The following is a 16,142-nucleotide window of genomic DNA, read 5'->3' as shown; positions in this document are numbered from 1 at the left end:
CCTGCCGCGTCAGGGGACGAGACGAAAAAGCGGCAGGCGCGGCATCGAAGTCACGGTCCGCGCAAAGGGTGTGACTCCGCGCGTCCGGATGCGTAGAGGAGGCCCGGAACCGCCCGCGAGGATGCCATGCTGCGCGCCACCACCATCGTCCGCAAACCCGCCGTCCGGCCGGATGCCGTCGTCGACACGATCACCCTGGACCATGCGGCCCGCAGCCGGCGCGAGGGCGCGCTGACGGCGGACGGAGGCCTCGCCTTCCGCCTCGACCTGGCCAAGGCCGGCACGCTGGAGGACGGCGACGCCGTGCGCCTGGAGGACGGGCGCCTCGTGCGCATCGCGGCGGCGGCGCAGAACCTGCTGGAGGTGCGCGCCGAGAATCCGGCTCGCCTGACCCGGCTCGCGTGGCAGCTCGGCAGCAACCATGTGCCGGCCGAGGTGACGGCCGAGGCGCTCTACGTCCCGGCCGATGCGGTCGTGGCCGAACTGGTCCGCGGGCAGGGCTGCGCGGCTTCGCCGGTGACGCGGCCCTTCCGCCCGGAGCGGGAGGTGGTGGCGCACGACCACAGCCAGTGCGGCCACGACCATCATCACGATCACGCCCATCACGGCCATGCCCATCACGGCCATGACCACGACCATCACGGGCATCAGCACGCCCATGGCCAAGGTCACGATCACGCGCACGATCACGCGCATGGCCACGGACATCATCAGCACGGCCCCGGCTGCAGCCACGACCACTGATCCGGCGGCCGGCGCTCGGGCCGGAGCGCCGGCCCGGGCGGTCCGCCCGTCAGCCGTGGCAGGTGCAGCCGGCGTGGTTGCACCCGGCGTGATCGGGGTGGCCGGCCGCGCATTCGTCGCAGCAGAAGGCCCGGCCGTCGTGCTTGACGGCCTTGGCCAGCGGCACCACGCAGACGCAGTCCTGGCAGGCGCACTTCACCATCTCGACGTCGACTGTCTCGCTCATCACGATCCTCCGGATCCTGGCCGTCGCGGCCATCCTGTCAGGTTCCGGCCGCGAAGGCACGCCCTGACGGAACCCGTCGCGTCAGGCTCCGCCGAGTGCCGCGTCGGCGGCCTTCGCCAGCGCGAGGAAGCGGGCGCCGCCCGTGCCGGGCCCCCAATCCTCGTAGAGGAGCCGGCCCTGGTTCGGCAGGGCGTCGAAGGGGTGGTCGGGCGCCTCGCGGAAGCGTTCGAGGGCGATCGGCAGGGTGTTGAGGATCGCGGCCTGCGAGGCATGGGCGGCGAACAGATCCGCCTTGAGGGCGCAATCCTCCGGGTCGAGATGGAGCGCGATGGCCCGCCGCGGCGGATGGGCGGGCAGGAAGGACCCGGCCTCCGGGCCGTCGGGGCCGCGATGGTAGAAGGGCATCTCGATCACCGCGAGCCGCCCTCCCGTCAGGCGCCGCGCGCCCTGGAGCGCGAGCGCCACCGCGTCGTGGTCCGGGTGGCCGCCCTCGTAGGCGTGGGTGAGGGCGAGCGTGATGCCGCGTTGCGCAAAGAGGTCCGCCAGGTGCCGGGCGAGGTCGGCGATGATCTCCGGCACGCCCTGGTCGGGATACCCGAGGGCGAGGCGCCGCCCGGGCGGCACGCCCGCGCGCGTGAGGGCCGCGTCGCATTCGCGCGCCCGGGCCGCCGCATAGGCGGCCGGATCGGGAAAGCCGCGCCGGCGCGCATCCGCCCCGTCGCGAGGCGCGCCGTCCGTGACGTGGATCACCGTGAGGTCCTGCAGGCGGGGCAGTTGCGCGCCGCAGCCGATGCTCTCGTCGTCCGGATGGGCCACCACCAGGGCCGCGTGACCGGCCGCGACCCGGCCGCGGGCCGGATGCGCCAGGGCCGCCAGGAAGGCCTCGGCGGCGGGCGAGGTCTCGGCGAGCGGCCCGGTGACCACGGTCACGCGGGCACCGGCATCGCGAGGGCGTCCGCCCGGGGCCGGACCTGGCCGGCGTAGCGCCGGATCATCGCGGCGCAGAAATCCGCGAACTCCTCCTTCACCAGCGGCGCGCTGGTGTGGTGGGGGGCGATGCCCCGGTGCTCGGGGGTGAAGCAGAAGGTGACCGTCACGTCGAACTCCGCCAGCGCCTCCATCTGCCGATCGAACCAGTCGAGAGCGTTCGGCCGGAAGGAATCGGCCCAGGACAGGCCGGTGCGGAGATAGCGCACGCCGAGGCGCCGCATCCAGGCCACGGCCTCGTCGAGGCGGGGATCCTCGTAGTGGAACCACTGGCACAGGCCCATCGCGGGGGTGTGGCGGGCGAAGTGCTCCAGGGCGGGCTTGGGCGCGCCGTCCTCGCGCAGCAGGCCCATGTAGAAGTGGCGGTAGTAGGAGGAGCCCTCCGCCTCCCTGTGGCGGGTGGTGGCGCCCCAGGCCTGGGGCAGATCGTAGAGGCTGTACCAGTGGATGCGCGGCGTGCGCCCGACCAGCAGCGCGGCGGTGCGGTCGACGCCGAAGACCTGCACCTCCTCGGCGCCGAAGGTGGAGACCCCGACCTCCGTCACCCAGACGGGCTTGGGCGTCACCGCGCGGATCTCGGCGAGCTTTTTTGGCCACTCGTCGATCTGCCAGAGGTTCCAGTCGAGCGGGAAGCCGTGCACCGCCACCACGTCCACCGCATCGAGGGCGCGCTTGGCGTCGAGGAACTGCACGAAGGTGGGGTCGATCGGCGACAGGCCGCCGAGCACGATGGGCAGCGTCGGCGCCTCGTCCTTGATGGCGCGGGCCGCGCAGGCGAGGGTGTCGGCGAACAGGTGCCAGCCCGGATCCACCTCGGGATCCCAGTGCGACTTGTTGTTGGGCTCGTTCCAGATCATCGCCGCTTCGATCATGCAGGCCCCTCGGCTGCCGCCCGGATACTCCCCTCCCTCATGGCGGGCGGGATGGGACGGCGCAAGGGTTGCGGGTGCTTGGGCGGCGGGTGCTCGGGTGAGGGGTGCTTGGGAGGCGTCCGCTTGCGGGCGTGCAAACGCGCCCTGGCGCGCCGGGACTGGCTCCCGAGAGCCGGAGGGCGCAAGGGAGACGATCAAGCGAGACGAGCCGGAGCCCCCCGCGATGCAACTCACCGGAATCCACCACCTCACCGCCGTGACGGCCCGGGCTGCGGACAACCTCGCCTTCTACACGCGGGTGCTGGGCCTGCGCCTCGTGAAGAAGACCGTGAACCAGGACGACGTCTCGGCCTACCACCTGTTCTACGCCGACGGGCTCGCCTCGCCGGGCTCCGACCTGACCTTCTTCGACTGGCCGGCGGCCCCGGAGCGGCGCGGGACGAACAGCATCGCCCGCACGATGCTGCGCGTGTCGGGGCCTGAGACGATCGCGTGGTGGCGCGAGCACCTCGCCCGCCAGGGCGTGGCACACCGCCCGCCGGTGGCGCGCGACGGGCGGCTCACCCTCGACTTCGAGGACCCGGAGGGACAGCGCCTCAGCCTCGTGGACGATGGCGGCGCCGGCCCGAGCCACCCCTGGGCGAAGAGCCCCGTGCCGGAGGCGCGTCAGATCCGCGGCCTCGGCCCGATCCTCATCAGCGTCGCCGCTCCGCGCCTCACCGAAACGGTCTTGACCGGCGTCCTCGGCCTGCGGCCGGTGCGCACCTACGCGGCGGGCGACGCGGCCGCCGCGAGCTCGGCGGAGCGCCCCGTGCAGGTCTACACGATGGGCGAGGGTGGTCCCGCGGCGGAGCTGCACGTGGTGGCCGAGCCGGAGCTCGGCCCCGCCCGGCAAGGGGCCGGCGGGGTGCACCACGTCGCCTTCCGCATCCCGGACGACGCCTACGAGGGCTGGAGCGAGCGGCTGCGCAGCCTGCGGGTGCCGTCGAGCGGACCGGTGGACCGCTACTACTTCCGCAGCCTCTACTTCCGCGAGCCGAACGGCATCCTGTTCGAGATCGCCACCGACGGCCCCGGCTTCGCCACCGACGAGCCGCTGGAGCAGCTCGGCGAGCGCCTCGCCCTGCCGCCCTTCCTGGAGCCGCGGCGGGCCGAGATCGAGGCGGGGCTGGCGCCGCTCTGAGCGCTGCCGGGCCGGCGCCGAGGCCGCGCCGGCCGCTCCCCATGCAGGGGGATCCCGGGCGCTGTTGCATCGCGGCACGCTCGTGAGCTAGGAAGGCGGCATTCATCAGGACCCGGTGAAAGTCCGGGTGGCTCTTCCGGCCGCCGATCCGCCGGACCACGCAAACGACTGGACGCCCGACACCATCGCCGCATCGGCGATGCGCGTCCCTTTGCGGATATCCATCATGCATGTCTCCTCCCTCCGGCGCGGCTGGTTCGCGAACCCGCGCGCCGACATCCTCTCCGGTATCGTCGTGGCGCTCGCGCTCATCCCCGAGGCCATCGGCTTCTCGGTGATCGCGGGCGTCGATCCGAAGGTCGGCCTCTACGCCTCCGTGGTGATCGCCTGCGTCATCGCCTTCGCGGGCGGACGTCCGGCCATGATCTCGGCCGCCACCGCGGCGACCGCCGTGGTGATGGTCGATCTCGTGCGCGTCCACGGCGTCCAGTACCTCTTCGCCGCCACGATCCTGATGGGCGTTTTTCAGATCATCGCCGGGCTGCTCAAGCTCGGACGGCTGATGCGGTTCGTCTCGCAATCGGTCATGACCGGCTTCGTCAACGCCCTGGCCATCCTGATCTTCCTGGCGCAGCTGCCGGAACTCGTCGGCGTGCCGCCGGCGACCTACGGGCTGATCGGGCTGGGCCTCGCGATCATCTACCTCGTCCCCCGCCTCACCACCGCGATCCCCTCGCCGCTCGTCGCGATCGTCGCGCTCACGGGGCTCAGCGCGGCGCTCGGCCTCGACGTGCGCACCATCGGGCATCTCGGCGAGCTGCCCTCGACGCTGCCGAGCTTCGCCCTGCCGGACGTACCGCTGACCGTCGAGACGCTGCGCATCCTGACACCCGTCGCCCTTACCCTCGCGGCAGTCGGCCTCCTGGAGAGTCTGCTGACGGCGCAGATCGTGGACGACATGACCGACACGCCGTCGAGCAAGAACCGCGAATGCATGGGGCAGGGCGTCGCCAACATGGCGTCGGCGCTGTTCGGCGGCATGGGCGGCTGCGCGATGATCGGCCAGTCGGTCATCAACGTCTCGTCCGGGGCGCGGGGCCGGCTCTCGACCCTGGTCGCGGGCGGATGTCTGCTGGTGCTGCTCGTCGCGCTGCAGGACCTGCTGGCGATCGTGCCGGTGGCGGCCCTGACGGCCGTGATGCTGATGGTCTCGATCAACACGTTCTCGTGGCGCTCGCTCCTGCGGCTGCGCACCAACCCGCTGCCCTCCTCGATCGTCATGCTGGCCACGGTGGCGACGGTGGTCGCCACCAAGGATCTGGCCATCGGCGTTCTGGTCGGCGTCCTGCTCTCCGGCGTCTTCTTCGCCGGGAAGGTGTCTCGCCTGAGCCGGGTCACGTCCGAGCTGTCGGCGGACGCCCGCACCCGCACCTACCGGGTCGTCGGACAGGTCTTCTTCGCCTCGGCCGGGACCTTCTCGGAGGCGATCGACGTGCTGGAGCCGGTGGAGCGCATCGTCATCGACGTCAGCGAGGCCCATTTCTGGGACATCTCGGCGGTCGGTGCGCTGGATCGCGTGGTGCTCAAGGCCCGCCGCCAGGGGCGCGAGGTCGAGGTGGTCGGTCTCAACGCGGCGAGCGCGACCCTGGTGGAGCGCTTCGCGGTTCACGACAAGCCGGACACGGCCGCCACGCAGCCGGTCCATTGAGGCGCTGGCGCGTCACGGGCGGCCGTCAGCGCGGCCGGCGATGACGCGGAACCGCCTTCGGCCCAGACCGGACGTCCATGCCGGTGCGGGCCAACATCCGGGGAGAACCGCGACCCGGCCCCGTGGGAGCGGGCACCGGGCGTCGGACCTCTGCCGCGCCCTACGGCATCGCGACCGGGGCCGTGCCCGGCGAGGCGACGGCGGGACCCGCGGCCTGCGGGCTGCCCACGCCCGCCGGCACCGGCACCACGTCCGGCGCGATCACGCGGACGGTCGGCTTCTCCTCCGGACCGGCGGAACGGGGCGGGCCGGCCGGCGCCTCGCCCGGCTCGTCGACGCCGTGGCGCGCCGCGGCGGTGGCCGCCAGCGTGGCGGCGGACTTGTCGGCACGGCCGACCAGGGTCAGGCGGACCTTGGGCCGCGACAGCGCCTCGGCCTGGGCCGGGGTGACGAAGATGTCGCCCTTGTGGCGCACCAGCATGCTCTCGGCCTTGACCAGGACCTGCGCCCAGGTCTGTCCCTGTCCCTTGCAGGAGCAGTTCGGCACGAAGGCCTTCTGGAACCTGAAGGCGTTCGGCAGGGCCGTGTAGGCGCGCCGGGTCTGGATCGCGGCCGCCTGATGCAGGCCGGTGTCGGTGGCGGGCATGGAATAGGCCGCGGCCTCGGTGCCGGGGCAGAGCGCCTTGCACATCTCATCCGCGCCGTCCCGGCCGTCCGGCAGGTTCGGCATCGGGAAGTAGGCGCCGTCGCACAGCCGCACGCAGATCACCTGGCCCCCGCCGCGCGCGAACCCGTCCGCGGGCTTCGCGGTGGAGGGCAGGCCCGCGCAGGCGTCGCGCACCGCCGCCACGAGCTGCTCGCGCCGGGCGTCCGAGACCTGGGTGGCGCCCGCACCGTAGCCGCTGTTGAGGGCGCGGATGCGGCTCTCGACCTGCGCGCATTGCGGCGGGCGCATGTCGAAGAACAGGAACTTGCCGCCCTCGCAGCCGATCGAGTTGCGATAGGCGACGAGGCGCTGGATCTCCTCCACCTGCCCGCGGTTGGAGTCCCGCTGCAGGTTGGCGAGTTCGGCGCGATAGCGCTGGCAGACGGCGGGATTCGGCTCCGCGCGCGCGCCCTGCACGAGGGCGGTCACGGCGACGAGACCGGCGAGCAGCCGGACGAGCAGGCGGGACAGCGGCATGGTTATGGGCGCAACGGAGGAAGCGGGGCCGGGCCGCGGGGGCTCGGGCGAAACCGTCCCGCGAAAGCTCGACCGCGGAACCGCAACCGTTCTACCCGTCCTCGCAACGCCGCGACAGCCTCCCTACATACGTTAACGTTGCTTTGACGGGGATCAGGCGGATGGTGTGGCGGCACGGTCTCATGACGGCGTGTCTGGCGGCGGGAGTGACGGCGGGGCTCGGCCTCGCGGGACCTCAGGCCATGGCGCAGGAGCCGGACCGGATCTTCGACAAGTCGACGGTGTGGCGCCCGCTGACGCCGAACGACAAGCTGGTGGTCTACGGCATCGACGACCCCGACGTGGCGGGCGTCGCCTGTCACTACACCCTGCCCGAGAAGGGCGGCATCAAGGGCACGCTGGGCTTGGCCGAGGAGGTCTCGGACATCTCGCTCGCCTGCCGGCAGGTCGGGCCGGTCCAGATCAAGCGCAAGCTGACGCAGGGCGAGGTGGTGTTCAGCGAGCGGCGCTCGCTGATCTTCAAGAGCATGCAGATCGTCCGGGGCTGCGACGCCAAGCGCAACACCCTCGTCTACATGGTCTATTCCGACAAGGTGATCGAGGGGTCGCCGAAGAACTCGACCTCGACCGTGCCGCTGATGCCCTGGGGCACCGAGCCGCCGCCGAAATGCGGCGACTTCCTGAAGGGGTAGGGCCGCGGACGGCGCGGATGCGCCGCCGCTCAATCCTTGCAGGTGATGCGGATCGGGCGGTCGGCCGGGCGGGCGACCGGAGGCGCATCGATGGCGCCCGTGTACTCGTCCTGCGCGGCGGTGCCGAAGGAGGCGGCGCGGGCGTAGCCCTGCGACTCGCACCACGCGTCGGCGACGACCTGCCCGCACTCGCCCGTCCCGATGCTGAGGCACTCGGCGACGCCGTAGCCGTCGCTCGACGGGATCAGGAAGGTCTTCTCGACGCCGGACGTGGCCGCGGTTTCGCCGGCCACCGCCGGAGCGGCGAGGGCCAGGAGGCCGAGAGTGCCGAGGGCAGCGAGAATGCGACGCATGAGGGTGCCTTCCGGATCGTCAGAGCGCTTCGAGACTGTGAGTGTTCGGTAAACAAAGCCTCAACCGAGGCCGCGCGCGTCCCGATTCCGCCGGCCGGAGAAAGGACTTCCCCGAATCACCGCGGCCGCTCCTCGAAAAGCACGCGGAATTGAGCTAACCCGGATCCGCCGCGGACGGCGTCTCGCCGCTGCAACAGGGGCGGGAATCGACGGACGGTCCCGGCCCGGCGAAGCGGCCCGCCCGATTCCGGGAGGGACGGCGCGGCAACGAGTTAGAAGCGTGGCCGGAGCGCTCCGGAGCGGGCGCGGCCCTCATCGACGCGAAGGTGTTTCATGGCCCCGTTGTTGCGCCTCTACAACACGCTCAGCCGGGCCAAGGAACCGTTCGCCCCGATCGATCCCGGCAACGTCCGGATGTATGCCTGCGGCCCGACGGTCTACGACGCGGCCCATATCGGCAACGCGCGGCCGATCATCGTCTTCGACCTGCTCTTCCGCCTGCTGCGCCGGCTCTACGGCGAGGCGGCGGTCACCTATGTCCGCAACGTCACGGACGTGGACGACAAGATCAACGCGCGGGCGGCCGAGCGCGGCGTCTCGATCCGCACCCTCACGGACGGGACCCTGGCGGCCTTCCACGCGGACCTGCGGGCGCTCGGCGTGCTGATGCCCGACGAGGTGAACCGGCCGGGCGGCCGGGCGGTCTTCATCGAGCCGCGCGCCACCGACCACATCCGCGAGATGATCGAGATGGTCGAGCGGCTCGTCGCCGCCGGCCACGCCTACGTGGCCGAGGACCACGTGCTGTTCGACGTGCCCTCGATGCCCGATTACGGGTCGCTCTCGAAGCGGCCCCTCGACGAGATGGAGGCAGGCGCCCGGGTCGACGTGGCGCCCTACAAGCGCTCGGCCCTCGACTTCGTGCTCTGGAAGCCCTCGAAGCCCGGCGAGCCGGCCTGGCCTTCGCCCTGCGGGATCGCCGCCCCCGGCCGGCCGGGCTGGCACATCGAGTGCTCGGCGATGTCGTGGAAGCATCTCGGCGAGACCTTCGACATCCACGCGGGCGGCATCGACCTCGTCTTCCCCCACCACGAGAACGAGGTGGCGCAGTCGCGCTGCTGCTTCGGCACGCCCGTCATGGCCAATGTCTGGATGCACAACGGCTTCCTGCAGGTCGAGGGGGAGAAGATGTCGAAGTCGCTCGGCAATTTCGTGACCCTGCGGGAGGTGCTGGCGGATTGGCCGGGCGAGGTCGTGCGCCTCGCCATGCTGCGCACCCATTACCGCCAGCCGATCGACTGGACGCTGCGGGGCCTGGAGGAATCCGCCCGGACTCTGGAGCGCTGGTACGCGGCAGTCGGCGACACCGCCCCGGCCGCGGACCTGCCCGGCCCGGTCCGCGACGCGCTCCTCGACGACCTCAACACGCCGGCGGCGCTGAGCGAACTGCACCGCCTGGACGACCCGGCGGCGCTCAAGGCCGGCGCCAACCTGCTCGGATTGCTCGGTCAGACCAAGGCTGAGCGCGACCGCGCGGCGGTCGTGTCCGCCGGCGTCGACGCGGCGGCGGTGGAGGGGCTGATCGCCGAGCGCAAGGCGGCCCGCGCCCGCAAGGACTGGGCGGAATCCGACCGCATCCGCGACATCCTTGCGGCTCTCAACGTGACCCTGAAGGACAACAAGGACGGGACGACCACGTGGACGGTCGGTCGCGAAGGGGAGCGGGGGTGAACGGTTTCCGGCCGGCCGGGCCTTTAGAAGGCAGGAGGAACGGATGAGGTCCATCGAGGAGGTGCTGCAGCCGCCGACCGACGCGCAGGCGGCGGTCGCCCTGGCTCGGTTCGCCGCGGACGTGCGCCGGCATTACGGTCCGCGCCTCCTCGGCCTCTACCTGTTCGGGAGCCGCAGCCGAGGTGACGCTCGTCCTGAGAGCGATGCCGACGTGGCCGTGATCCTGGTCGATGGCCCGTGGCGGATCATCGACGAGGCCCGGGTCCTCGCCGATCTCTCCTACGACCGGCTGATCGACGATGGGCTCGACATCCAGGCCCATCCGGTCCCGCAGAGCGCCTGGGGCGACCCGGCGCTCCATCCCAACCCGGCGCTCGTCCGCGCGATGCGCCGTGACGGGAGGCCGCTCGGGGCTATGCCGTGACGGAGTTGTGGCTCAGGGCCGAAGAGGCCTTGGCCGAGGCGAGGATCCTGCTCGCGGCCGGGCGCCCCAACGGTGCGATCAGCCGCGCCTACTACGCGGCCTTCACGGCCGTCCGGGTCATCGTGACCCGGAGGACCGGCGCGCGGCCCGAGCAGCTTCGCCGCCACGCCGCGGCGCTCAAGATGTTCTCGGAGCACTTCATCAGCACGGGCCTGATCGACCGGGAGTTCGGCCGCGGGTTGCGGCATCTGTTCAGCGATCGGGCGAGCGCCGATTACGATGGACCCCGCCTGACCCCGGACGATGCCGGCAAGGCCGTCGCCTTCGCCGAGCGCTTCATCGCGGCGGCGGCGCCCTTCGCCACACAGCCGCCTGAGCCCGAGTTCTCGGAGAACGCGACCAGCGATTGACGAAAGCCTCAGAACCGCTCCTCGATCAGCGCGTCCGCCTCGGGCCGGGCGGGGGCGCGGCGCACGGCGTCGCGGAGCATCGGCACGACCTCGTCGGGGCGGTTCGCCACGAGGTAGTTGAGGTCCAGCCCCTCGCGGATGAAGCCGTTGCGGCGCATGTGGTCGAGGAGGGTGAGCAGCGGCGTCCAGAACTCGGCCACCGAGAGCAGCAGGATCGGCTTGGTGTGCCGGCCGAGCTGCGCCCAGGTCATCTGCTCGACCAGCTCCTCCAGGGTGCCGATGCCGCCGGGCATGGCCACGAAGGCATCCGAGCGCTCGAACATCAGCCGCTTGCGGGTGTGCATGTCCGGGACGACGATCGTCTCCTGCACGGCGTCGAGCATGCGCTCGCGGGATTTCAGGAAGTCCGGGATGATGCCCGTGACGTGGCCGCCGTGATCGAGGACCGCGCCCGCCACCGTGCCCATCAGGCCGACATTGCCGCCCCCGTAGACGAGCCCGATCCCGGCCTCCGCCAGGGCGCGGCCGAGGCCGCGGGCGGCCTCCCGGAAGGCGGGATCGGTGCCGAAACCCGAGCCGCAATACACGCAAACCGTTCGCATCGATGCTCCGCACTCCTCCGCTGCGTTCTTGAGCGCCCCCTCGCCGAGGCCCTCGCCCTTCCGGGCGATCTGGCCATCCCGCGCAAGATCCAGTCCACAATCCGTGTCCCGACCGACGGGGAGGAGCGCCGCAGCTTGGTGTCTTCGCGACAGGCCTGATACTATGGCCGGGATGTTGCAGCGTTGTCGACCGGACGGCGCGCCGCGCGCCGGCCCCCATGGCCGACATCGCACCGGTGGAGGAGCCGGGGATCGGGAGTGATGCGCCATGACGGCGGAGTTGCGGCGCGGGATCTATCTCGCGGTCGTCGGATCGGTGAGCGGCTTCGTGCTGATCGGGGTGGTCGCGAGCGGCACGCGCCTGCTGTCCATCGGCGGCCCCTCCCCTGCCCCCACCGCCGGGGCGCCCGCCTCAGAGGAGCGCCTCGCCGCGCTGCCGGCGCCCGCGCCCAAAGCCGAATCGAAGACTGACAAGGCCGAGGCGCCGCGCGGCCCGAGCTTCGACGTCATCCGCATCGAACCCGAGGGCGACAGCGTGATCGCCGGGCAGGCTCTGCCGGGCGCCGAGGTCGAGATCCTGCGCAACGGCGAGGTCTTCGCCCGCACGACCGCGGACCCGGCCGGCAACTTCGCGCTGACGCCCCCGCCCCTGCCCGCGGGCAGCAGCGAGATCACCCTGCGCAGCGTGGCACCGGACGGCACCCGGCTCGCGGGCGCCGAGAGCGCCGTGGTGGCGCTGGCGCCCGACCGCCGCGGCAAGCCCCTGGTCGCCATGACGGCCCCGGGCCGGCCCACCGAAGTGCTGTCGCGGCCCGATGCCGAGACGTCCCGGCCGGCGGCCGCCGGCCCTGCCGCTGCGTCGCCGCCTCCCCCGGCCGAGATCCCGCACGGCACCACGCCGATCAAGGTCGTGAGCGTCGATGCGGAGGCCGGCGGCAAGCTGTTCGTCAGCGCCCAGGGCGCGCCGGGCGCGGCGGTGCGGCTCTACCTCAACGACACGCTGATCGCCCCGGGGCAGGCGGGGCCGGACGGCCGCATCGCCTTCGCGATCGGCCGCGGCGTGCGCCCCGGCGACTACCGGGTGCGCATCGATCAGGTCGATCCCGCCTCCGGCAGCGTGAAGACCCGGTCCGAGGTCAAGTTCGCGGTCCCGGCGACGCTGGACCTTGCGGCGGCCGAGCTGATCAAGCCGGGCCGGGCACCGGCGGGAGCGCCCCGCACGCCGGCCCCGACGCTGGCCGCCAAGCCGGCCGAACCGGCCCGGGACGCCGGCAGGCCCGATGCCGGGGCGTCCGCCGCGCTGCCCGGGACGGCGCCATCCGCGAAGCCGGTCGAGCCCGTCAAGGCGGAGCCCGCCAAACCCGACCTCACCAAGCCGGGCGCGGTGGCGCAGCTTCCGCGGACCGGCGAGACGGCGCGGCTTACCGAGCGGCCGGGCGCGTCCGCCCCGGCGCCGGCCGGTCCGCACACGCCCGTCGCCGATGCCGCCCTGGCGCCGATGCCGGCCGAGACCGGCCGCGCGCTCGAGCCCGGCACGGTGTTCGTCCCCGGAGTCAGCACGGCCACGGTCGCCCGCGGCGACAATCTGTGGACGATCAGCCGGAAGGCCTACGGGCGCGGCACCCGCTACACGGTGATCTTCGGGGCCAACCAAGAGCAGATCCGCAACCCGCACCGCATCTACCCGGGACAGGTCTTCGTCCTCCCGGGCGAGGCGCCGGCCGCCTCCGCCAGCAGGGGCGGCTGAGGCGGAGCGGCCCGGGGCCGGTCCGCTCGGTCCTGTCTCACCGCTCGCCGAATCGGTGCCCGATCCGGCGGCGGGGTCTCAGCGCGACCGCTGCAGCTCGCGCTCGCGATGGCGCAGGCGCAGGAGGAGCTGGATCTGTTCGGTGGTGAGCGGGAGCCCGTCGCTCGTCCGCTCGTAGACCTTGCGCAGCCCGTGGCCGAGGCGGCGGCGGATGTCGGCGCCCAGAGGAGGAAGCGCCTGGGTCGGCATCTCGGTCGAGGTGACGGCGTCCGGCTTCATCGCGTTGGCTCCCGCTCGCATCGCAGGGGGCTCCGGGCGATAGACGATCCCTGCGGCACCGCGATGTTCGGCTCCGCATGGTAAAGAATCGGTGAATTTTCCGCTTTGTTCACCATGACGCCGCGAAACGGGGTGCGGCGATTCGGCTGCGATCAGCTTAACGGTTCGGACCGGCGCGGTCCAGGCCGCAGAAGGCTCACGCCTCCGCGGCCTGGAGCAGGCGGGCGGCAGCGGCGCGGGCCTCCTCGGTCACGGTGGCGCCGGCCAGCATGCGGGCGATCTCTTCGCGGCGCGGCGCGGCCGCGAGCAGCCTGACCCGGGTCGCGACCCGGTCGGAGCCCTTCACGGCCTCCTTGGCGATCAGGAAGTGGGTGGCCGCGCGGGCGGCGACCTGAGGGGCATGCGTGACCGCCACCACCTGCACGCGCTCCGCCAGGCGGGCGAGGCGCGCGCCGATCGCATCCGCGACGGCGCCGCCGACTCCGGTGTCGATCTCGTCGAAGATCAGGGTCGGGGCCGAGCCCTTGTCGGCCAGGACGACCTTGAGGGCGAGCATGAAGCGCGACAGCTCGCCCCCTGAGGCCACCTTCATCATCGGCCCCGGGCGGGTGCCGGGATTGGTCTGCGCCCAGAACTCCACCCGGTCGAGGCCGGCCGGGTCGCGGCTGTCCGCGTCGGTGGCGATCTCGGTGATGAAGCGGGCGCGTTCGAGCTTCAGCGGCGGCAGCTCCGCCTGCACGGCCTTGTCGAGCTTGAGCGCGGCCTTGCGGCGCCCCTCGCTCAGGGTGCGGGCCTTGGCGAGATAGGCCTCTTCCGCCGCGGCGAGGTCCCGTTCGAGCCGCGCCAGGGTTTCTTCGCCGGCGTCGATCGCCGCCACGTCGGCGGCGTAGCGCTCGCGCAGGGCGGCGAGGTCGTCGGCCGCGACGTCGTACTTGCGGGCGGCGGCGCGCAGCGAGAAGAGGCGCTCCTCGACCCGCTCCAGTTCGCGCGGATCGAACTCCGCGGCCTGGAGCGCGTCCTCCAGGGCCGTGCGGGCCTCGTCGAGGGCGACCAGGGCCGCGTCGAGGGCGGTGACGCAGGGCTCGACGAGGCTCGGCGCCTGCGCGGCCCGGCGCTCCAGCTTGCGCAGGGCCGCCGAGAGGTGGGCGGCGGGGGAGCCCTGGCCGCCCACCGCGTCGAGGGCCTCGTTGAGCTCGCGGGCGACCTTCTCGCCCTGCTGCATGCCGGTGCGGCGCTCGGCGAGGTCGGCCTCCTCGCCCGGCTTCGGGTCGAGGGCGCCCAGCTCCTCCACGGCGTGGCGCAGGAAATCGGCCTCCTTGCGGGCGGCCTCGACCCGGGCGCGGTGCTCGGCGAGGGCGCTGCGCGCCTGCCGCACCCGGCGCGCGGCCTCCGCCACCGCACCCTGCGCGGCCTGCAGGTTGCCGAAGGCGTCGAGGATGGCGCGGTGGGTGGTGGGGTCGGCGAGCGCCCGGTCGTCGTGCTGGCCGTGAATCTCGACGAGCGCGGCGCCGATGGCGCGCAGCACCTGCACGCCCACCGGCTGGTCGTTGACGAAGGCGCGGGTGCGCCCGTCGGCGACCTGGACGCGGCGCAGGACGAGATCGCCCTCGGTGTCGAGGTCGGCCGCGGCCGCGACCGCGCGGGCGGGGTGATCGGGCGCGACGTCGAACACCGCCGTGACCTGCCCCTGCGCCTCGCCGTGGCGCACGAGGCGGCCGTCGCCGCGCCCGCCGAGCGCGAGCGTGAAGGCGTCGAGGAGGATCGACTTGCCGGCACCCGTCTCGCCGGTCAGCACGCTGAGGCCGTCGCGGAAGTTCAGCTCAAGCTTGTCGATCAGAACGATGTCGCGGATGGCGAGCTGAACCAGCATGCCGCCTGTGCAGACTCTCTACGAGGTGAGGATCCCGATGCTGTCTACAGGCAGCCGGCCGCCGGCGCGAGGGGTGCCGCCGCCGCATCGCGCGAAATCCGCGGCCCCGCGCGTCCGAGGGCCGGGTCGCCTCCCGGCGGGAGGCGGCCCGGTCTCAGCCGGCGCTCACTGCGCTTCGGCGGTGCGGGTCTCGAGCCCGATGATGCCGCGGAACGCCTTGCTGATCCACGAGGATTTTTCCTCGCGCGGCTCCAGGCCGCCGCTCTGGAGGAGCGCGTAGGCGTCCTTGTACCAGGGCGAGTCGGGGAAGTTGTGGGCGAGCACCGCCGCGGCGGTCTGCGCCTCGGCGACGATGCCGAGCGCCAGGTAGGCCTCGACCAGACGCTCCAGCGCCTCCTCGGCGTGGCGGGTCGTCTGGTACTTGCTCACCACGTCGCGGAAGCGGTTGATCGCCGCCGGGAAGTTGCGCTTCTCCAGGTAGTAGCGGCCGATCGCCATCTCCTTGCCGGCGAGCTGGTCGCGGGTGATCTGGATCTTGGCCTTCGCGTCCACCGCGTATTCGGAGGTCGGGTACTTCTGCACCAGCTCCTGCAGGGCGACGAGCGCGCGCTCGGACCGGTCCTGGTCGCGGGTCACGTCGGGGATCTGCTTGTAGTGCGACATCGCCAGCAGGTACTGCGCGTAGGCCGCGTCCTTGCTGCCGGGATGGCGCTGCAGGTAGCGCTTCGACGCCGTGATCGCGTCCTCGTAGCGGGCGCTCTCGTAGTTGGAATAGGCGGTCATCAGCACCGCCTTCCGGGACCAGTCGGAGTAGGCGTACTCCTTGTCGAGTCCCTCGAACTTCTTGGTCGCGGCCTCGTAGTCGCGGTCTTCCAGCTTCGCCAGCCCTTCGCTGTACATCTTGTCCGCCGGGACGCGGGCGATGACCTCGGGCTTGTACTTCTCGGGTCCGAACGGATTGATCGAATCGAGGGCGTCGCAGCCCGCGAGACCGGCGCCGCACGCCGCGAGCAGCGCGACGCGCAGAACGGTACCCTTCGCACCGCGGAGCGAGGAGGCGAGAGGCATGCGGGTTCTTCCCCAAGCTGGCGGCCGTCGGGCGCGCCGGTGTTGTCGTGGTCGGTCCCGGCC

Annotated in this window: 18 protein-coding genes and 1 other annotated feature; of the genes, 8 read left to right on the top strand and 10 right to left on the bottom strand. The window is 72.5% G+C overall.

Going from position 1 to position 16,142, the window contains the following annotated elements:
* The first annotated feature begins 126 nt into the window (after window positions 1–126).
* Window positions 127–744 (top strand): urease accessory protein UreE, encoded by a 618-nt coding sequence (locus ACKUB9_RS01275; RefSeq protein ID WP_407518748.1) that lies wholly within the window; start codon window positions 127–129, stop codon window positions 742–744.
* 49 nt (window positions 745–793) lie between these two features.
* Here ACKUB9_RS01275 and ACKUB9_RS01270 read toward each other — a convergent pair whose 3' ends face one another.
* The 3 genes from ACKUB9_RS01270 to ACKUB9_RS01260 form a co-directional block, all read right to left on the bottom strand.
* Window positions 794–970, bottom strand: coding sequence for a metallothionein (locus ACKUB9_RS01270; protein ID WP_407518747.1), 177 nt, complete (start codon window positions 968–970; stop codon window positions 794–796).
* Window positions 971–1,051: 81 nt separating this feature from the next.
* Entirely contained in the window at window positions 1,052–1,900 is an 849-nt protein-coding gene (locus tag ACKUB9_RS01265) for a PIG-L deacetylase family protein (RefSeq protein WP_407518745.1), read from the bottom strand.
* Complete coding sequence (locus tag ACKUB9_RS01260; protein ID WP_407518744.1) at window positions 1,897–2,829, bottom strand: glycosyl hydrolase; 933 nt, start codon at window positions 2,827–2,829, stop codon at window positions 1,897–1,899. Before ACKUB9_RS01260 ends, ACKUB9_RS01265 begins: the two co-directional genes overlap by 4 nt.
* Before the next feature lie 223 nt (window positions 2,830–3,052).
* Here ACKUB9_RS01260 and ACKUB9_RS01255 point away from each other — a divergent pair, with 223 nt between their 5' ends.
* Window positions 3,053–4,012: a ring-cleaving dioxygenase gene (locus ACKUB9_RS01255; protein ID WP_407518741.1), complete on the top strand. Its 960-nt coding sequence runs from the start codon at window positions 3,053–3,055 to the stop codon at window positions 4,010–4,012.
* A gap of 105 nt (window positions 4,013–4,117) precedes the next feature.
* Window positions 4,118–4,173, top strand: a sequence feature (sul1 is cis-regulatory element that is thought to sense ions involved in sulfur or methionine metabolism; They are found in Alphaproteobacteria).
* On the opposite strand, the gene ACKUB9_RS01250 is transcribed toward ACKUB9_RS01255, so the two are convergent.
* Complete coding sequence (locus ACKUB9_RS01250) at window positions 4,118–4,240, bottom strand: hypothetical protein (protein ID WP_407518740.1); 123 nt, start codon at window positions 4,238–4,240, stop codon at window positions 4,118–4,120. It overlaps the preceding feature by 56 nt.
* Here ACKUB9_RS01250 and ACKUB9_RS01245 point away from each other — a divergent pair.
* Window positions 4,239–5,720, top strand: a complete 1,482-nt coding sequence (locus tag ACKUB9_RS01245; protein ID WP_407518739.1) for a SulP family inorganic anion transporter — start codon at window positions 4,239–4,241, stop codon at window positions 5,718–5,720. The two genes, ACKUB9_RS01250 and ACKUB9_RS01245, sit on opposite strands and share 2 nt — an antisense overlap.
* A 160-nt stretch (window positions 5,721–5,880) precedes the next feature.
* On the opposite strand, the gene ACKUB9_RS01240 is transcribed toward ACKUB9_RS01245, so the two are convergent.
* The gene (locus ACKUB9_RS01240; protein WP_407518738.1) at window positions 5,881–6,903 is read right to left on the bottom strand and encodes a DUF2865 domain-containing protein; all 1,023 of its coding nucleotides are present in this window, start codon (window positions 6,901–6,903) and stop codon (window positions 5,881–5,883) included.
* A 161-nt stretch (window positions 6,904–7,064) separates the two neighbouring features.
* Here ACKUB9_RS01240 and ACKUB9_RS01235 point away from each other — a divergent pair, with 161 nt between their 5' ends.
* On the top strand, window positions 7,065–7,595 hold the full coding sequence (locus tag ACKUB9_RS01235) for a CreA family protein (protein WP_407518736.1): 531 nt from the start codon (window positions 7,065–7,067) through the stop codon (window positions 7,593–7,595).
* Window positions 7,596–7,624: 29 nt separating this feature from the next.
* Here ACKUB9_RS01235 and ACKUB9_RS01230 read toward each other — a convergent pair whose 3' ends face one another.
* A complete protein-coding gene (locus ACKUB9_RS01230; protein WP_407518735.1) occupies window positions 7,625–7,948 on the bottom strand; it encodes a hypothetical protein in 324 nt (107 codons plus the stop codon).
* 333 nt (window positions 7,949–8,281) lie between these two features.
* Here ACKUB9_RS01230 and cysS point away from each other — a divergent pair, with 333 nt between their 5' ends.
* From cysS to ACKUB9_RS01215, 3 genes are read left to right on the top strand one after another with little or no spacing between them, the layout of a single operon-like run.
* On the top strand, window positions 8,282–9,679 hold the full coding sequence (gene cysS / locus ACKUB9_RS01225) for a cysteine--tRNA ligase (protein ID WP_407518733.1): 1,398 nt from the start codon (window positions 8,282–8,284) through the stop codon (window positions 9,677–9,679).
* A 43-nt stretch (window positions 9,680–9,722) separates the two neighbouring features.
* The gene (locus ACKUB9_RS01220; RefSeq protein ID WP_407518732.1) at window positions 9,723–10,103 is read left to right on the top strand and encodes a nucleotidyltransferase family protein; all 381 of its coding nucleotides are present in this window, start codon (window positions 9,723–9,725) and stop codon (window positions 10,101–10,103) included.
* Window positions 10,100–10,513: a HEPN domain-containing protein gene (locus ACKUB9_RS01215; RefSeq protein WP_407518731.1), complete on the top strand. Its 414-nt coding sequence runs from the start codon at window positions 10,100–10,102 to the stop codon at window positions 10,511–10,513. Before ACKUB9_RS01220 ends, ACKUB9_RS01215 begins: the two co-directional genes overlap by 4 nt.
* Before the next feature lie 8 nt (window positions 10,514–10,521).
* Here ACKUB9_RS01215 and ACKUB9_RS01210 read toward each other — a convergent pair whose 3' ends face one another.
* Window positions 10,522–11,115, bottom strand: a complete 594-nt coding sequence (locus ACKUB9_RS01210; protein WP_407518730.1) for an LOG family protein — start codon at window positions 11,113–11,115, stop codon at window positions 10,522–10,524.
* 268 nt (window positions 11,116–11,383) lie between these two features.
* Here ACKUB9_RS01210 and ACKUB9_RS01205 point away from each other — a divergent pair, with 268 nt between their 5' ends.
* The gene (locus tag ACKUB9_RS01205) at window positions 11,384–12,862 is read left to right on the top strand and encodes a LysM peptidoglycan-binding domain-containing protein (protein ID WP_407518729.1); all 1,479 of its coding nucleotides are present in this window, start codon (window positions 11,384–11,386) and stop codon (window positions 12,860–12,862) included.
* 78 nt (window positions 12,863–12,940) lie between these two features.
* On the opposite strand, the gene ACKUB9_RS01200 is transcribed toward ACKUB9_RS01205, so the two are convergent.
* The 3 genes from ACKUB9_RS01200 to ACKUB9_RS01190 form a co-directional block, all read right to left on the bottom strand.
* Entirely contained in the window at window positions 12,941–13,141 is a 201-nt protein-coding gene (locus tag ACKUB9_RS01200) for a hypothetical protein (protein WP_407518727.1), read from the bottom strand.
* 196 nt (window positions 13,142–13,337) lie between these two features.
* Complete coding sequence (recN, locus tag ACKUB9_RS01195; RefSeq protein ID WP_407518726.1) at window positions 13,338–15,011, bottom strand: DNA repair protein RecN; 1,674 nt, start codon at window positions 15,009–15,011, stop codon at window positions 13,338–13,340.
* 165 nt (window positions 15,012–15,176) lie between these two features.
* Window positions 15,177–16,079 (bottom strand): outer membrane protein assembly factor BamD, encoded by a 903-nt coding sequence (locus ACKUB9_RS01190; RefSeq protein ID WP_407518725.1) that lies wholly within the window; start codon window positions 16,077–16,079, stop codon window positions 15,177–15,179.
* Between the last annotated feature and the right edge of the window lie 63 nt (window positions 16,080–16,142).

The organism is Methylobacterium oryzisoli (assembly GCF_046557895.1).
Classification (GTDB): Bacteria; Pseudomonadota; Alphaproteobacteria; order Rhizobiales; family Beijerinckiaceae; genus Methylobacterium; species Methylobacterium oryzisoli.
Note: the sequence above shows the minus strand (reverse complement) of the source record. Positions and strands in the feature narration are given on the sequence as shown.

What these genes read in the sequence shown, in the direction of transcription:
- ACKUB9_RS01275 (WP_407518748.1), top strand. Translation starts at nt 127, where the DNA reads ATGCTGCGCGCCACCACCATCGTCCGCAAACCCGCCGTCCGGCCGGAT.
- ACKUB9_RS01270 (WP_407518747.1), bottom strand. Translation starts at nt 970, where the DNA reads ATGAGCGAGACAGTCGACGTCGAGATGGTGAAGTGCGCCTGCCAGGAC.
- ACKUB9_RS01260 (WP_407518744.1), bottom strand. Translation starts at nt 2,829, where the DNA reads ATGATCGAAGCGGCGATGATCTGGAACGAGCCCAACAACAAGTCGCAC.
- ACKUB9_RS01255 (WP_407518741.1), top strand. Translation starts at nt 3,053, where the DNA reads ATGCAACTCACCGGAATCCACCACCTCACCGCCGTGACGGCCCGGGCT.
- ACKUB9_RS01245 (WP_407518739.1), top strand. Translation starts at nt 4,239, where the DNA reads ATGCATGTCTCCTCCCTCCGGCGCGGCTGGTTCGCGAACCCGCGCGCC.
- ACKUB9_RS01250 (WP_407518740.1), bottom strand. Translation starts at nt 4,240, where the DNA reads ATGATGGATATCCGCAAAGGGACGCGCATCGCCGATGCGGCGATGGTG.
- ACKUB9_RS01240 (WP_407518738.1), bottom strand. Translation starts at nt 6,903, where the DNA reads ATGCCGCTGTCCCGCCTGCTCGTCCGGCTGCTCGCCGGTCTCGTCGCC.
- ACKUB9_RS01235 (WP_407518736.1), top strand. Translation starts at nt 7,065, where the DNA reads ATGGTGTGGCGGCACGGTCTCATGACGGCGTGTCTGGCGGCGGGAGTG.
- ACKUB9_RS01230 (WP_407518735.1), bottom strand. Translation starts at nt 7,948, where the DNA reads ATGCGTCGCATTCTCGCTGCCCTCGGCACTCTCGGCCTCCTGGCCCTC.
- cysS (WP_407518733.1), top strand. Translation starts at nt 8,282, where the DNA reads ATGGCCCCGTTGTTGCGCCTCTACAACACGCTCAGCCGGGCCAAGGAA.
- ACKUB9_RS01220 (WP_407518732.1), top strand. Translation starts at nt 9,723, where the DNA reads ATGAGGTCCATCGAGGAGGTGCTGCAGCCGCCGACCGACGCGCAGGCG.
- ACKUB9_RS01210 (WP_407518730.1), bottom strand. Translation starts at nt 11,115, where the DNA reads ATGCGAACGGTTTGCGTGTATTGCGGCTCGGGTTTCGGCACCGATCCC.
- ACKUB9_RS01205 (WP_407518729.1), top strand. Translation starts at nt 11,384, where the DNA reads ATGACGGCGGAGTTGCGGCGCGGGATCTATCTCGCGGTCGTCGGATCG.
- ACKUB9_RS01200 (WP_407518727.1), bottom strand. Translation starts at nt 13,141, where the DNA reads ATGAAGCCGGACGCCGTCACCTCGACCGAGATGCCGACCCAGGCGCTT.
- recN (WP_407518726.1), bottom strand. Translation starts at nt 15,011, where the DNA reads ATGCTGGTTCAGCTCGCCATCCGCGACATCGTTCTGATCGACAAGCTT.
- ACKUB9_RS01190 (WP_407518725.1), bottom strand. Translation starts at nt 16,079, where the DNA reads ATGCCTCTCGCCTCCTCGCTCCGCGGTGCGAAGGGTACCGTTCTGCGC.